This window comes from Methylobacterium oxalidis (genome assembly GCF_007992195.1).
Classification (GTDB): Bacteria; Pseudomonadota; Alphaproteobacteria; order Rhizobiales; family Beijerinckiaceae; genus Methylobacterium; species Methylobacterium oxalidis.
On record NZ_BJZU01000003.1, the window covers coordinates 152467 to 166783 of the forward strand.

Below are 14317 nucleotides of genomic sequence, written 5' to 3' on the forward strand. Positions count from 1 at the left end.
CGATCAGCCGCTCGGCCGCCTCGATGCCGGCGCCGGTTCAGGCCGGGGCGGAGGGCCGTACGGGCCGGACTCCGCCCGCCATCTCACCAGCGGTGATGCCAGCCCCAGCCGGCGTGCCGGTAGCCCCACCCGTAGGGCCGGTGCCAGCCGACCGGGCGGTACCCGCCCCAGCGGTGCCAGCGGGGCCCGTACCAGCCGACGCGGCGGTAGCCGCCCCAGCGATGCCAGCGGGGCCCGTACCAGCCCACCCGGCGGTAGCCGTAGAAGGCCGGACGGTAGACGATCGGCCGGTAGAACGGGTTCGGGCGGCAATATCCGTAGTGGCCCCGGTGGAACCCGGGCCCGCAGCCGTCGCGGGCCTCGGCGGCACCGCCGGTCGCCAGCACGGTGCCGAGGGTAAGGAGAGCGGCTCCTGCAAGCTTCAGTCGCATGGGCTATTCCTCCGTTCGAGATGCTTGGAACAACTTGCAGCCCTTTCCGTTGCGACATGAACGGGATTTAATGTTTCTGTTCTTTTCCCGGCGAATGCAGTACGGCGGTGCGGCCGGGAAGGTTCGGTTGCGCCCTGCGATGGGGCGGTCGCGAGCTCGCAGCCATCACGATTTCAAGCTCGGCGGAACCGGGGGCGCCCGCCACGGTTGTCGCTCGAATTTGCCCCTTCCGCTTCGAACAGGCTCGGGACTCACGTGACGGAAGCCGTCGAACGGTCGGAACTCCGGCAGATCGTCGCCGGACTGACGGAGGGGGTGATCCTCGTCGAGGGCGACGGGCGCATCCTCTGGGCGAACGACGCGGCGGTCGCCATGCACGGCGCCGAGAGCGCCGACGCGCTCGGCGCCTCGATCGACGGCTACCGCCAGATCTACCGGATGCGCTACCGCGACGTCGCCTCGCCGCCCGATCACCCGATGGACCGGTTGATGGCGGGCGAGTCCTTCCGGGACGAGATCGTCGACGTGACCTCCCCGCGCGACGCCGACCTCGCCTTCGTGCACTCGCTGCGCAGCCTCGTCGTGCGGGACGCCGGCGGCGCGCCCTCCTGCCTCGCCCTGATCCTGCAGAACGTCACCCCGCAATTCGAGGCGGAGGAGCGCTTCGAGCGGACCTTCGGCGCCAACCCGGCCCCGGCCGTGATCTGCCGCCTCTCCGACCTGCGCCACGTCAAGGTGAACAGCGGCTTCCTGGAGATGACGGGCTACCTGCGCGACGACGTCGTCGGCCGCAGCGTCTACGAGATCGACGTGCTGGCGGGCGCGCGCAACCGCGATCTCGCCATCGAGCGCCTGAAGGCGGGCCGCACCATCCCGCAGATGGAGGCGAGCCTGAACCTGCCGGACGGCGGCTCGCGCTTCGTCATCGTGGCGGGGCAGCCGATCGAGATGGGCGAGGAGCCGTGCATGCTCTTCACCTTCGCGGATCTGGAACTGCGCCGGAAGGCGGAGATCGCCCTGCGCCAGAGCGAGGAGCGCTTCGAGACGGCGTTCCGCCTCAACCCCGTGCCGACGCTCCTCTTGCGCGCCTCCGACCAGGCGGTGACCGGCATCAACGCGGCCTTCACGCGGGTGTTCGGCTACGGCGAGGACGCGGTGATCGGCCGGACGCCGCAGGGCTTCGGCCTCCTGAGGCGGGATGCGGCACGCGAGCACTTCGCCGCGCTGGTCGCGCGGCCGGGACCGACGGAAGGGTTCGAGACCTGCCTGAATCACCAGGACGGCGAGGAGCTCGACAGTCTCGTTTCCGCCGAGCGCGTCGCGATCGGCGACGCGGAGTTCCTGCTCGTGGTGCTGCAGGACATCACCGACCGCAAGCGGGGCGAGCGCGAGCTGTTCGCGGCGATCGAGACGGTGATGGCCGACACCTCCTGGTTCAGCCACGGGCTGATCGAGAAGCTCGCGAGCCTGCGCCACCCGGGCCGGCGGGGCGAGGGGCCGGCCGTGCGCCTCACCTTCCGCGAGCGGCAGATGCTGGAGCTGATCTGCTCGGGCCTCAGCGACGAGGCGATCAGCCGCCGCCTCGGCCTGTCCCGCAACACCGTCCGCAACCACACCGCCGCGCTCTACCGCAAGCTCGGTCTGCACAAGCGCTCCGAGGTGATCATCTGGGGCCGGGACAACGGCTTCCCCTCGGGCGGCACGGCCGGCTGAGCGCGGAACGCCGAACCCGCCCGCCCGTTCCGTTCGCGTCGGCGCCCGTCGCGGCACGGGGCGCGGACCGAGCGACGAGAGGCGCCCGTGACGAAGTCAGTCCTCACCGCGGCGATCCGGATCGCCTGGATCACCGCCGCTCTCATGCCGGGGCTCGCGGCGACCGCCGCCGCGCAGGGCGACAGGCCCGCCAATCTCTGCGCCGAGCTCGCCGCCTTCCTGCACCCGCCGGCGCAGGACCAGGCGACCGGCACGCCCCCGCCTCAGGCCGCCACCGCCGTGCAGGCGCCCGCGCAGGACAAGCCGGTGCCGAAACCCGCCGACAGCGGTGCGCCGCAGAAGGAATCCGGGCAGAGCGGCCCGATCCCGAACGCGGGTCCGGGCGCCTCCGGCCCGCAGGGCGAGAGCCAGAAGGACAGCCAGGCCGCCCCGAAGGCCGAGGCGCGGGCCGGGCCCAAGGCGGAGACAAAGCCGGAGACGAAGCCGGAAGCAAAGCCGGAGACGAAGCCGGCGGGCGCCCCGGCGGCGCCGAGGCCAGACCCGGATTCCGTCTCCCGCGCCGATCAGGCCGCGGCCTCGAACGACCTGCGCGGCTGCCGCGACGTGGCGCAGAGCCTGCGCCGGTCGGGCGTCGCGATGCCGGCGCCGCTGCTCGCACTGGCGGCGATGGACCTGAAGTTCCTGGAAGCCGCCGAGGCACCCTGATCGGTCGGGCCATTCCCGGACACGCCGTAGCGGACCGCGCTGCCGGCTGCTCGGCGCCGCCGAAGGCTATTCGGTGCCGCCCGAGGCTACTTGGCGCTGCCGAAGGCCGGGGCTGCCTCGAGTTGCGCCTTCGTCAGGCGGATCTCGGCCTCGGTCGGCTCGCCGATCGGCACGGTGGCGCGGCCGCGACCGGCATCCGTGCGCGCGGTCGAGCCCGTGGCGGCGTTCTCGGCTCCGCTGCGGCGCTCCTCCACGGCCGGCAGGGCCGCGTCGCTCGTCTCGGCACCCGGCATCCGCTCGGCGCCGGCCGATTTCGCCGCCTCGGCCGAGGGCGCGTTCGCCGGGGTCGCCACGGAGGTCGCGCGGGAGGTCTCGGCGCCGCCCGCGTTCCAGGCGAGCAGGTTGAAGGGCACCGCGACCTGCTTCTCGCCGATGCCGAGAAAGCCCCCGACATCGATGACGACGGCGCGCACGCGGCCCTCCTCGTCCACGAGCACGTCGTCGATCTTGCCGACGCGAACGTGGTCCTGCCCGATCACGGTCAGGCCCTTCAGCTTCGCGGCGCTGAACAGGCCCGGCGGGCGGGCGCTCAGGAACGGCGCCTGCCCCGCCTCCCCTTGCGCCCAGGCCGGGGATGCACAGCCGAAGGCGAGCGCGAGCGCCGCGGCGCAGGCATGTCGAACCATGTGAGGATCCTCCCACCGAACTCTCGTCGGGGGAGAACGGGCGCGACCGCGCCGGGGTTCACCGCCGGCCGGGCGGGCTACTCGGCCGCCTGCCGCTCCACGTAGCCGAGGCGCTCGTTCAACTCGCCGATCAGCTTCACGGCGGCCTCGGCGATGACGGTGCCGGGCGGGAAGATCGCGGAGGCGCCGGCCTCGTAGAGGGCGGCGTAGTCGCCGGGCGGGATGACGCCGCCGATCACGATCATCACGTCCTCGCGCCCCGCCTCGGTCAGCGCGGCCTTCAGCTCCGGCACCAGCGTCAGGTGGCCGGCGGCGAGCGAGGAGACGCCGACGATGTGCACGTCGTTCTCCACCGCCTGGCGCGCGGCCTCGGCGGGGGTGGCGAAGAGCGGCCCGATATCGACGTCGAAGCCGAGGTCGGCGAAGGCGGAGGCGATCACCTTCTGGCCGCGGTCGTGCCCGTCCTGGCCCATCTTGGCCACGAGGATGCGCGGGCGCCGCCCGTCGTTCTCCTCGAACGCCTCCACGAGCTTGCGGACCTCTTCCACCACCGGCGACATGCCACCCACCTCACGCTTGTAGACGCCCGAGATCGAGCGGATCTCCGCCCGGTGCCGGCCCCACGCCTTCTCGAGCGCCTCCGAGATCTCGCCGACCGTTGCCTTGGCCCGCGCCGCGTCGACGGCGAGCGCCAGCAGGTTCTCCGTGCCCTCGGCGGCCTTGGTCAGCGCCGCGAGGCGGCCTCGCACGTCGGCCTCGTCGCGCTCGGAGCGCAGGCGCTTCAGCTTGTCGATCTGGAGCGTGCGCACGTTGCCGTTGTCGACGCGCAGGAGCTCGATGGCGCGCTCGTCGTCCGGCTTGTACTTGTTGACGCCCACGATCGTCTGGCGGCCGGAATCGATCCGCGCCTGCGCGCGGGCCGCCGCCTCCTCGATGCGAAGCTTCGGGATGCCCGCCTCGATGGCCTTGGCCATGCCGCCGAGCTCGTCCACCTCGCGGATGTGCTCCCAGGCCCGGGCCACGATGTCGGCGGTGAGGCGCTCCACGTAGTAGGAGCCGCCCCACGGGTCGACGATGCGGCAGGTGCCGCTCTCCTGCTGCAGGAAGAGCTGCGTGTTGCGGGCGATGCGGGCCGAGAAGTCGGTTGGCAGCGCCAGCGCCTCGTCGAGCGCGTTGGTGTGCAGCGACTGCGTGCCCCCCTGCGTCGCCGCCATCGCCTCGATGCAGGTGCGGGTGACGTTGTTGAACACGTCCTGCGCGGTGAGCGACCAGCCGCTCGTCTGCGAGTGCGTGCGCAGGGGCAGCGACTTGTCCGACTTCGGGTCGAACCCCTTCACGAGCTTCGCCCAGATCAGGCGGGCGGCCCGCATCTTGGCGACCTCCATGAAGAAGTTCGTCGAGATCGCCCAGAAGAAGGACAGCCGCGGCGCGAACTGGTCGATCGTCAGGCCCGCGGCGAGGCCGGCCTTGATGTACTCGACGCCGTCTGCGAGCGTGTAGGCCAGTTCCAGGTCGTTCGTCGCGCCCGCCTCCTGCATGTGGTAGCCGGAGATGGAGATGGAGTTGAACTTCGGCATGTTCGCCGAGGTGTAGGCGAAGATGTCCGAGATGATCCGCATCGAGCCCTTGGGCGGGTAGATGTAGGTGTTTCGGACCATGAACTCCTTGAGGATGTCGTTCTGGATCGTGCCGGCGAGCTTCTGCGGCGGCACGCCCTGCTCCTCGGCGGCCACGATGTAGAGGGCGAGGATCGGCAGCACCGCGCCGTTCATCGTCATCGACACGGTCATCTCGTCGAGGGGGATCCCCGAGAAGAGCGTGCGCATGTCGTAGATCGAGTCGATCGCGACGCCCGCCATGCCGACGTCGCCCGAGACGCGCGGGTGGTCCGAATCGTAGCCGCGATGGGTGGCGAGATCGAAGGCGACCGACAGGCCCTTCTGCCCGGCCGCGAGGTTGCGCCGGTAGAAGGCGTTCGAATCCTCGGCCGTGGAGAAGCCGGCATATTGCCGGATCGTCCAGGGCTGGGTGACGTACATCGTCGGGTAGGGCCCGCGCAGGTAGGGCGCGATGCCCGGATACGTGTTCAGGAACTCGATGCCCGCGCGGTCCTCGGGGCCGTAATGCCCCTTCACGGGGATGCCCTCGGGCGTCATCCAGGGCTCGCCCGCCGCGGGAGGCGGGCCGGCGGCGGCCGCCTCGTAGGGAATCGTCGCGAAATCGGGGATGCGGGACGTCATGCGCTCGCTCGTGCGGGGCTCGAATTGCGGCGCATTATAGGCAAGGCGGGGGGGAGGGCTACTCCCACTCTGGTCGACCTGAGGCGGCCCCTCCCCTCGCCGGGCGTTGCCGCCCCTCAGGGCTTGTCGCCGGCCTTCGCCTCCTTGGCGGCGCTCTCCTTGTCCATCTGCGCGGCGAACTCCTCGGGCGACTTGTCGATGAGGTCCTGCAGCATGCGCTCGACCTTCGCGAGGTCCTCGCCCTTCGGGCACGGCTTCTCGGCGAGCGCCTCCTTCATGCCCTTGCGGAGCTCGGCCTCGGCCGGCCCCATCTCGGCCTTCATCGCCGCGACCTTGGTGTCGAGGTCGGCGCGCTGCTTGCCGGTCGAGCGGATATCGCAGGTCTTGAGCGCCTCCTGCACCATGCCGGCGACGAAGTAGACCGCCACCCGCTCCTTGCTCGGGAGGGCCGGCGCCGCCGCGACGGCGGGCGCCGCCTGGGGAGCGGGGGCCGCGACGGCGGGCGTTGCGGCCTGGGGTGCGGGCTGCGGGGCCGTCGCGACCTGCGGGGTCGGCGCGGGAGGCGCAGCGACCTGCGGGGCGGGCTTGGCGAGATCGGCCGCCGCGGCGGCGGCCGCGTCGCAGCGCTTCAACGCGTCGTAGGCGTCGGGCAGGCCGGCGAGGTCGAAGTCGGCGTCGCCGTCGCTGAAGCGCAGGACGAGCTTCTTGGCGCCGATCAGATCCGGAAGGATGCGATCCGGGAAGCTCGTGTACAGGGTGGTGTCGTCGCCGGTCCACTTCGAGTTTTTGAGGACCATGCGCTTGTCGAGCAGGAAGGCGACCTCGACCTCCTCCTTCTTGTCCCAGCCCCAGTTCTCGTAGCCGAGCGAGATGATCACGACGCCCTCGTCGCGCTTCAGCACGACGGCGTTCTCGGCGTCGTCATCAGCCTTGTCCTTGTAGATCTTGGCCGCGAGGCAGGCATGGGCCCCGCTCATCGAGAGATCGCGCTCGACCTCCCATTTGCCCACCTTTTCGAACAGCTTCCGATCGGCGGCCGCGCCGGGATAGACCATGCCGACGAAGAGTGCCGCGCCCGCGAGACCTGCGGATAATGCCTGGAATCTCATGCTGTGCCCCCGAAAATCCGACCCGTCCGGGACGTGCGGCCGTGCGCCGCCGTCGCTTCTGTTCTTGGACCGGCGAGACTTAGCACGCCGCCCGGTGCGACTTTCTTAATCTGCGTTCCTGATCGCTGAAAAGGGGAAACGATTTGTCACGCGCCGGCCCGACCCGATCCCGGCGCGACGAGATCAATCGAGCGTCAGGCGCTTCCCGGTCCCCGGCCCGCGAGCCGGCCCGTCCGGGCGAGGCGGCCCTGCTCGACATGCCAGCGCGCCTCGTCGACGGCGCGGGCGAGCCGCCGGATCCGCCAGCGGCGGTAGAGCGCGAGGAGCGGGTTCCGCGCCGGGCGCGAGCGGTGATGCCGGAGGCGGGCGAGCAGGTCCGGCAGGCAGGCCCCGGCCGCCTCGCCGGTGGCGATCTCGATCAGTCGGAGCTGCCGGTAGAGGTCGGCCTTGTAGTCCTCCATGCGGGCGGTCCTGCGGCACTGATCTCCGCCGTTGAGGATGCCGGAGGCGGCGGCGCCGTCAAGGCAGGCCGTTGCCGCAGCGGCAACGGCCACAGCCGACGCCGCCGGCAAAAGATGAGAGAAGAATGGGGCCTGCGATCGGGACCTCGCGCGGGTCCCCTCTCCCGTTCGGGAGAGGGACAGGGTGAGGGGTGCAGGTCCTTCCGGAGGGGTCGCACCCCTCACCCGGTCGGCTTCGCCATCCCACCTCTCCCGAACGGGAGAGGTGGGATGGTGCTCAGCTGTCCATCTTGAGCGCGGCGATGAAGGCTTCCTGCGGGATCTCCACGCGGCCGAACTGGCGCATGCGCTTCTTGCCCTCCTTCTGCTTGTCGAGGAGCTTGCGCTTGCGGGAGATGTCGCCGCCGTAGCACTTGGCGGTGACGTCCTTCGACAGCGCCCGGATCGTCTCGCGGGCGATGATCTTGCCGCCGATCGCCGCCTGGACCGGGATCTGGAACAGGTGGCGGGGGATCAGGTCCTTCAGCTTCTCGCACATGGCGCGCCCGCGCGATTCGGCGCGGGTGCGGTGGACCAGCATCGAGAGCGCGTCCACCGGCTCGGCGTTGACGAGGATCGACATCTTCACGAGGTCGCCCTCGCGGTAGTCCGAGACGTGGTAGTCGAAGGAGGCGTAGCCCTTCGAGATCGATTTCAGGCGGTCGTAGAAGTCGAACACGACCTCGTTGAGCGGCAGGTCGTAGACCACCATCGCGCGCTTGCCGACGTAGTTGAGGTCGATCTGGACGCCGCGCCGGTCCTGGCAGAGCTTGAGCACGCCGCCGAGATACTCGTCCGGCGTCAGGATCGTCGCGCGGATCCAGGGCTCCTCGATCGTGTCGATCTTCATCACGTCCGGCATGTCGGCCGGGTTGTGGAGCTCCTTCGTGGTGCCGTCCGTCATGTGCAGGTGGTAGACGACGCTCGGCGCCGTCGAGATCAGGTCGAGGTTGAACTCGCGCTCCAGCCGCTCCTGGATGATCTCGAGGTGGAGCAGCCCGAGGAAGCCGCAGCGGAAGCCGAAGCCGAGGGCGGCCGAGGTCTCCATCTCGTAGGAGAAGCTGGCGTCGTTGAGGCGCAGCTTGCCCATCGCCGAGCGCAGGTTCTCGAACTCGGCCGCGTCCACCGGAAACAGGCCGCAGAACACCACCGCCTGCACGTCCTTGAAGCCCGCCAGCATCTCGGCGGTCTGGCGCTTGTCCTCCGTGATGGTGTCGCCGACGCGGGTGTCGGCCACCTCCTTGATCGAGGCGGTGAGGAAGCCGACCTCGCCGGGGCCGAGCTCGCCGATATCGGCCATCTTGGGCCGGAACACGCCGATGCGGTCGACGCCGTAGACGGCGTCGGCGCCCATCATGCGGATGGACATGCCCCTCTTGAGCACGCCGTCGACGATCCGCACGAGGACCACGACGCCGAGATAGACGTCGTACCAGGAATCGACGAGGAGCGCCTTGAGCGGCGCGTTCCGGTCGCCCTTCGGCGGCGGCAGGCGGGTGACGATCGCTTCCAGCACCGCCTCGATGTTGAGCCCGGTCTTGGCCGAGATCGGCACCGCGTCCGAGGCGTCGAGGCCGATCACCTCCTCGATCTGCTGCTTCACCCGGTCGGGCTCGGCGGCCGGCAGGTCGATCTTGTTGAGGACGGGGACGATCTCGTGGTTGGCGTCGAGCGCCTGGTAGACGTTGGCGAGGGTCTGGGCCTCGACGCCCTGCGAGGCGTCGACCACGAGGAGGGAGCCCTCGCAGGCCGCGAGCGAGCGCGAGACCTCGTAGGCGAAGTCGACGTGGCCGGGCGTGTCCATCAGGTTCAGGACGTAGTCCCGGCCGTCCTGCGCCCGGTACTCGAGGCGGACGGTCTGCGCCTTGATGGTGATGCCGCGCTCCTTCTCGATGTCCATGGAATCGAGCATCTGCTCGCTCATGTCGCGCAAGGCCACGGTGCCGGTGGCCTGGATCAGCCGGTCGGCCAGCGTCGACTTCCCGTGGTCGATATGGGCGACGATCGAGAAGTTGCGGATGTTGGGTACAGGGGACGCGGTCATCGAGAAACCATATCGCGGCGCGCCCGCGGGCGGGAGGGATCGGCGCGCCGTCTCATGTTCGGAAGAACGTGCGTGCCGCAGATAGCAGCGCGGCCCCCGCCCGCCAAGCGCGGCCCCAGCCCGTCGGGCGAGGCCGGTCGCGGCCTCAGCCCCTCAGCCGGCCTTCGCCCGCGCCTCGGCGGCCATGGCGACGAGGGACTTGCGCAGGGACCCCATGTCGCGCACCGGCTCCGGGTAGGGCACGCGCGCCGTGCGCTCGCCCACCATCAGGTCCATGCCCTCCGGGTCGAGGCCGGTGAGGCGCCACGCCCCCTCCCCCTCGCCGACGCCCGCCGCGTAGAGCGCGAGCGCGTCGGCGTGGTCCTGGTTCATGTGCTCGACGGCGCCGCGCTCGCCGGTCACCACCGCCTCGGCGCCCGCGAGGTCGAGGAGGAGCTCCGCGGCGGTCAGCGTCGCGGCCTTCGCGAAGCCGCCGTTGAGGTGACCGGCCTGCGGAGCGAGGGCGAAGAAGCCGAAATCGGGGAAATCCGCGTAGAGCTTCGCCTTGGGGTGGCGGGCGAGGAAGCGCTCGCGGGCGCGGACCTCCTGCGTCTGTGCGGCGCGGCCCGTCACCGTGAGCCGCGGATGCGCGAGCGGGTCGCCCTTGCCGCCCTGCGAGAACAGGAGCGAGCAGCGCGGGTCGGCGAGCAGGTTGCGGGTGTGGGCGGAGAGTCGCGACAGCAGCATCAGCGGCGTTCCGTCGATGTCGGTGGCGATCGTCACGAGGGAGGCGAAGGGCGTCCCGTCGGCCGTGTCGATCGTGGCGAGCGCGCCCGATCGGATGCTGCGCAGGAGGGTGCGGGCGAGCCCGACCGCGTCGAACGGCGCCTCCGCCGCGGGCAGCGGCTGTGCCGGCCCGCGCCGACCGCCCTGCCCCGTGCCGTCGCTCTCGTCCATCTCGTCGTCCCCGGCGCATCCTCTGCCCGACGATCATAGCGCGGGACGCGGCCCGCACGAGCCCCCGGAGCCCGCGACCTGTTAACCGGATACGGCCAAGCTACGAACGCCGCTCGCTTTTTTCCAGCGATGCCGTTAAAGCTCCATCCTTTCCGCGCGAAACGGACCCCGCGCCCAGCGCGTGGTTGCGTTCGTGTCTTTGCCTGCCCCGTCGGGGCCGGAGCCGGCAAGCGGGTCAGGACGAGCCCGCACCACCTCCGTTCAGTAGGGAACGCGCATGCCGACCATCGCTCTCGTCGACGACGACCGTAACATCCTGACCTCCGTGTCGATCGCTCTGGAGACCGAGGGCTACCGCATCCAGACCTACACCGACGGCGCCTCGGCGCTCGACGGCCTGCGCCACTCGCCCCCCGACCTCGCGATCTTCGACATCAAGATGCCGCGCATGGACGGGATGGAGCTTCTGCGACGCTTGCGGCAGAAATCCGACCTTCCCGTGATCTTCCTGACCTCGAAGGACGAGGAGATCGACGAATTGTTCGGCCTCAAGATGGGCGCCGACGACTTCATCCATAAGCCGTTCTCGCAGCGCCTCCTCGTGGAGCGGGTGAAGGCCGTGCTGCGCCGCTTCGCCCCCAAGGAGGGCCCGGGCGCGCCGGCCCGCGAGGCGGACGCCGCCGCCCGCTCGCTGGAGCGCGGCCTGCTGATGATGGACCCGGAGCGCCACACCTGCACCTGGAAGGGCGAGCCGGTGACGCTGACCGTCACGGAGTTCCTGATCCTGCAGGCGCTGGCGCAGCGCCCCGGCGTCGTGAAGAGCCGCAACGCCCTGATGGACGCGGCCTACGACGATCAGGTCTACGTGGACGACCGCACCATCGACAGCCACATCAAGCGGCTGCGCAAGAAGTTCAAGGTCGTCGACACGAACTTCGACATGATCGAGACGCTCTACGGCGTCGGCTACCGCTTCAAGGAGAGCTGAGGCCGGCAGACGCCCCGCGACCCCGCTCATCATGCTCTCACCCCTCTTCGGGAACACCGTGCGAAGCCAGGACGAAGACGGCGAGCGCCGCGGCCCGCTCACGTGGCCGAGCGCCCTCTGGCACGCGGTCGGTCAGCGCGCCTCGTCGAGCCTGACGCGGCGCATCGTCGTCCTCAACCTCGTCGGGCTCATCGTCCTGCTGCTCGGCTTCCTCTACCTGAACCAGTTCCGGCAGGGGCTGATCCAGGCGCGCGTCCAGAGCCTGCTGATCCAGAGCGAGATCATCGCCGGCGCCATCGCGGCCTCGGCCTCCGTCGACACGGACACGATCCGCATCGACCCGGACAAGCTCCTGCAGCAGCAGGCCGGCGAGGGCGGCTCCGCGGAGGACAACCCGGCGCCCCTCGCCTTCTCGCTCAACCCGGAGCGGGTCGCGCCGCTCCTGCGCCGGCTCGTGACGCCCACCGGCAACCGCGCCCGCGTCTACGACGAGGAGGGCGGCCTCCTCTTCGACACCCGCTCCCTCTACGCCCGCGGCGACATCAGCCGGCCGGAGCCCGCGCCGATCCGCCCGCACAAGCGCAGCCTGATCGAGCAGGCGTTCGACTGGGTGCAGGGCAAGGTGTTCGGCCTCGTGGGCGACCGCACCCGGGCTCAGGAGGAGGTCGGCCCGCAGAACGGCCGCTCGCTGCGCGAGGTCCAGGCGGCGCTCGGCGGCGGGCGCGGCAACATCGTGCGCCGGAACGAGCTCGGCGAGACGATCGTCTCCGTGGCCGTGCCGATCCAGCGCGCCGGCTCGGTCCGCGGCGCCCTGATGCTGTCGACGCAGGGCGACGCCATCGACCGGGTCATCGCCTCCGAGCGGTTCGGCCTGCTCCAGGTCTTCCTCGTCGCGGCCCTGGTGATGGTCGTGCTGTCGATCCTGCTGGCGGGCGCCATCGCCGGCCCGGTGCGCCGCCTCGCCGACGCGGCCGAGAAGGTGCGCATGGGCATCAAGTCGCGCCAGGAGATCCCCGACTTCACCTACCGCACCGACGAGATCGGCCATCTCTCCGGCGCCCTGCGCGACATGACCCAGGCGCTCTACCGGCGCATCGACGCCATCGAGAGCTTCGCGGCCGACGTCAGCCACGAGCTGAAGAACCCGCTCACCTCCCTGCGCAGCGCCGTCGAGACCCTGCCGCTCGCAAAGACCGACGAGTCGCGCGGGCGCCTCATGGAGATCATCCAGCACGACGTGAAGCGTCTCGACCGCCTGATCAGCGACATCTCGGACGCCTCGCGCCTCGACGCGGAGCTCGCCCGCGCCGAGGCGAAGCGGGTGGACATGCGCAAGCTCCTGACCACCGTCGTCTCCGTGGCCAACGAGCGGCGGCGCCCGAAGGACGCGATGATCCAGCTCGACATCGACGCGCCGGCCGCCGAGGAGAACCCCTTCACGATCATCGGCCACGACAGCCGCCTCGGGCAGGTGGTCAACAACCTCCTCGACAATGCCCGCTCCTTCTCGCCCTCGGACGCCAAGGTCCGGGTCGCGCTCCGGCGCGTGCGCAACGAGGTCGAGATGATCTGCGAGGACGAGGGGCCGGGCATACCCGAGCACGCCATCGAGCGGATCTTCGAGCGCTTCTACACCGACCGGCCCGAGCAGGGCTTCGGCCAGAACTCCGGCCTCGGCCTCTCGATCTCCCGCCAGATCGTGCAGGCCCACCGCGGCACCATCCGGGCGGAGAACCGCCCCGGCCCCGCCGACGAGGACGGCCAGCCGACCGTGCGCGGCGCCCGCTTCGTCGTGCGCCTGCCGATCGCCTCCCGGCAGGCCGCCGCCGCGTGACGGCGCGCGCCGCCGGCGGGCCCGCGACGTCGGCGACGCTTCACGCCACCTGCGTGGTGATCCGGGACGCGGGCATCCTGATTCGCGGCGAGGCCGGCTCGGGCAAATCGACCCTCGCCTTCGGCCTCCTCGACCGCGCGTCCCGCGACGGGCTGCACGCGGCCCTCGTCGGGGACGATCGCGTCCGCGTCGCGCTGCGGCACGGGCGGCTCGTCGCCCGGCCGCACCCGGCCATCGCCGGACGGATCGAGATTCGCGGGATCGGTCTCCGGGAGGTCCCGGCCGTGCGGGCGGCCGTGCTGCGACTCGTGGTCGATTGCGTAGACGCGGTGCCTCGCCTGCCGGAACCTGCGGAGCCTGCAGTTTTACTTGGCGTTGCTCTGCAACGCGTGATACTCGGCGCGCCGCTTCGCTCCACCGGTCAGGGGCCTGCCCACGTTCTGGCGGCGCTGGCCGTGGCTTCGCGGTCGCACTCGTGAACGGAGGGGCGCACCGTTTTAGGCGCCCCGTAGCGCCGTGGCGACTTGCATGGCATGATCGTGATGTCGTTTCGAGCAAAACGTCGCGACCGCCTTGCGCATCGTCGTGCGGTGCACAAAATGGCGGCCTCGCTGGCTAGGCGTCGGAAAACGCGTCGATGATTGGAATGGTGCTCGTCACCCACGGGTTGCTGGCGACCGAGTTCAAGGCCGCTCTGGAGCACGTGGTCGGCCCGCAGAAGCAGATCGAGACCATCACGATCGGGCCCGAGGACGACATGGAGCTCCGGCGCCGGGACATCATGTCGGCGGTCGGCAGGGTGAACTCCGGAAACGGCGTGGTGGTTCTCACCGACATGTTCGGCGGCACCCCGTCGAATCTCGCCCTCTCCTGCATGAACGGCGGCGCGGTCGAGGTGGTCGCCGGCATCAACCTGCCGATGCTGATCAAGCTCGCCAGCGTCCGCGACGAGGAATCCCTCGGCGACGCCGTCCTCCACGCGCAGGAAGCCGGGCGCAAGTACATCAACGTCGCCTCCCGCGTCCTGGCCGGGAAGTAGTCTTCCGAAGCACGCGTTGGAATCCGGACTCGACAAGTCCGCGCGTCGGACCAGATGGCCCTGTTCGGGCACGAGACCCGGCAGGACACGAG

Annotated in this window: 13 protein-coding genes; 6 read left to right on the forward strand and 7 right to left on the reverse strand. The window is 70.7% G+C overall.

The genetic code is table 11. The features are described from left to right. Positions 1-83: 83 nt before the first annotated feature. Positions 84-431 carry a GCG_CRPN prefix-to-repeats domain-containing protein gene (locus tag MOX02_RS01315; protein WP_147023898.1) on the reverse strand — a complete coding sequence of 116 codons (348 nt, stop codon included), beginning with the start codon at positions 429-431 and terminating at the stop codon, positions 84-86. Positions 432-686: 255 nt separating this feature from the next. On the opposite strand from MOX02_RS01315, the gene MOX02_RS01320 reads away from it, so the two are divergent. Together MOX02_RS01320 and MOX02_RS01325 are read left to right on the forward strand one after the other, a co-directional pair. Next, a complete protein-coding gene (locus MOX02_RS01320; protein ID WP_147023900.1) occupies positions 687-2144 on the forward strand; it encodes a helix-turn-helix transcriptional regulator in 1458 nt (485 codons plus the stop codon). An 87-nt stretch (positions 2145-2231) separates the two neighbouring features. Beyond that, the gene (locus MOX02_RS01325) at positions 2232-2849 is read left to right on the forward strand and encodes a hypothetical protein (RefSeq protein WP_238179222.1); all 618 of its coding nucleotides are present in this window, start codon (positions 2232-2234) and stop codon (positions 2847-2849) included. An 86-nt stretch (positions 2850-2935) separates the two neighbouring features. On the opposite strand, the gene MOX02_RS01330 is transcribed toward MOX02_RS01325, so the two are convergent. The 6 genes from MOX02_RS01330 to MOX02_RS01355 all read right to left on the reverse strand — a co-directional run bounded on the left by MOX02_RS01330 (position 2936) and on the right by MOX02_RS01355 (position 10364). Next, the gene (locus tag MOX02_RS01330; protein WP_147023901.1) at positions 2936-3535 is read right to left on the reverse strand and encodes a PRC-barrel domain-containing protein; all 600 of its coding nucleotides are present in this window, start codon (positions 3533-3535) and stop codon (positions 2936-2938) included. A gap of 77 nt (positions 3536-3612) precedes the next feature. Next, complete coding sequence (gene scpA / locus MOX02_RS01335; protein ID WP_147023902.1) at positions 3613-5775, reverse strand: methylmalonyl-CoA mutase; 2163 nt, start codon at positions 5773-5775, stop codon at positions 3613-3615. A 116-nt stretch (positions 5776-5891) separates the two neighbouring features. Next, positions 5892-6884, reverse strand: a complete 993-nt coding sequence (locus MOX02_RS01340; protein ID WP_147023904.1) for a hypothetical protein — start codon at positions 6882-6884, stop codon at positions 5892-5894. Between the two features lie 194 nt (positions 6885-7078). Further along, positions 7079-7345, reverse strand: coding sequence for a hypothetical protein (locus MOX02_RS01345; RefSeq protein WP_147023905.1), 267 nt, complete (start codon positions 7343-7345; stop codon positions 7079-7081). Positions 7346-7622: 277 nt separating this feature from the next. Continuing rightward, the gene (gene lepA, locus MOX02_RS01350) at positions 7623-9428 is read right to left on the reverse strand and encodes a translation elongation factor 4 (RefSeq protein WP_147023906.1); all 1806 of its coding nucleotides are present in this window, start codon (positions 9426-9428) and stop codon (positions 7623-7625) included. A 153-nt stretch (positions 9429-9581) separates the two neighbouring features. Beyond that, on the reverse strand, positions 9582-10364 hold the full coding sequence (locus MOX02_RS01355) for a HugZ family pyridoxamine 5'-phosphate oxidase (protein ID WP_147023908.1): 783 nt from the start codon (positions 10362-10364) through the stop codon (positions 9582-9584). A 277-nt stretch (positions 10365-10641) separates the two neighbouring features. On the opposite strand from MOX02_RS01355, the gene MOX02_RS01360 reads away from it, so the two are divergent. The 4 genes from MOX02_RS01360 (at position 10642) to MOX02_RS01375 (ending at position 14225) form a co-directional block, all read left to right on the forward strand. Continuing rightward, a complete protein-coding gene (locus MOX02_RS01360; RefSeq protein ID WP_147023909.1) occupies positions 10642-11352 on the forward strand; it encodes a response regulator transcription factor in 711 nt (236 codons plus the stop codon). Between the two features lie 31 nt (positions 11353-11383). Further along, positions 11384-13186: a sensor histidine kinase gene (locus MOX02_RS01365; protein ID WP_147023911.1), complete on the forward strand. Its 1803-nt coding sequence runs from the start codon at positions 11384-11386 to the stop codon at positions 13184-13186. Further along, positions 13183-13665, forward strand: coding sequence for an HPr kinase/phosphorylase (locus MOX02_RS01370; RefSeq protein ID WP_147023912.1), 483 nt, complete (start codon positions 13183-13185; stop codon positions 13663-13665). The genes MOX02_RS01365 and MOX02_RS01370 overlap by 4 nt, the downstream gene beginning before the upstream one ends. A gap of 158 nt (positions 13666-13823) precedes the next feature. Next, positions 13824-14225, forward strand: coding sequence for a PTS sugar transporter subunit IIA (locus MOX02_RS01375; RefSeq protein ID WP_109887322.1), 402 nt, complete (start codon positions 13824-13826; stop codon positions 14223-14225). Positions 14226-14317: the final 92 nt, after the last annotated feature.

Coding starts and splice junctions, on each gene's coding strand:
- MOX02_RS01315 (WP_147023898.1), bottom strand. CDS start 431: ATGCGACTGAAGCTTGCAGGAGCCGCTCTCCTTACCCTCGGCACCGTG.
- MOX02_RS01330 (WP_147023901.1), bottom strand. CDS start 3,535: ATGGTTCGACATGCCTGCGCCGCGGCGCTCGCGCTCGCCTTCGGCTGT.
- scpA (WP_147023902.1), bottom strand. CDS start 5,775: ATGACGTCCCGCATCCCCGATTTCGCGACGATTCCCTACGAGGCGGCC.
- MOX02_RS01340 (WP_147023904.1), bottom strand. CDS start 6,884: ATGAGATTCCAGGCATTATCCGCAGGTCTCGCGGGCGCGGCACTCTTC.
- MOX02_RS01345 (WP_147023905.1), bottom strand. CDS start 7,345: ATGGAGGACTACAAGGCCGACCTCTACCGGCAGCTCCGACTGATCGAG.
- lepA (WP_147023906.1), bottom strand. CDS start 9,428: ATGACCGCGTCCCCTGTACCCAACATCCGCAACTTCTCGATCGTCGCC.
- MOX02_RS01355 (WP_147023908.1), bottom strand. CDS start 10,364: ATGGACGAGAGCGACGGCACGGGGCAGGGCGGTCGGCGCGGGCCGGCA.
- MOX02_RS01360 (WP_147023909.1), top strand. CDS start 10,642: ATGCCGACCATCGCTCTCGTCGACGACGACCGTAACATCCTGACCTCC.
- MOX02_RS01365 (WP_147023911.1), top strand. CDS start 11,384: ATGCTCTCACCCCTCTTCGGGAACACCGTGCGAAGCCAGGACGAAGAC.
- MOX02_RS01375 (WP_109887322.1), top strand. CDS start 13,824: ATGATTGGAATGGTGCTCGTCACCCACGGGTTGCTGGCGACCGAGTTC.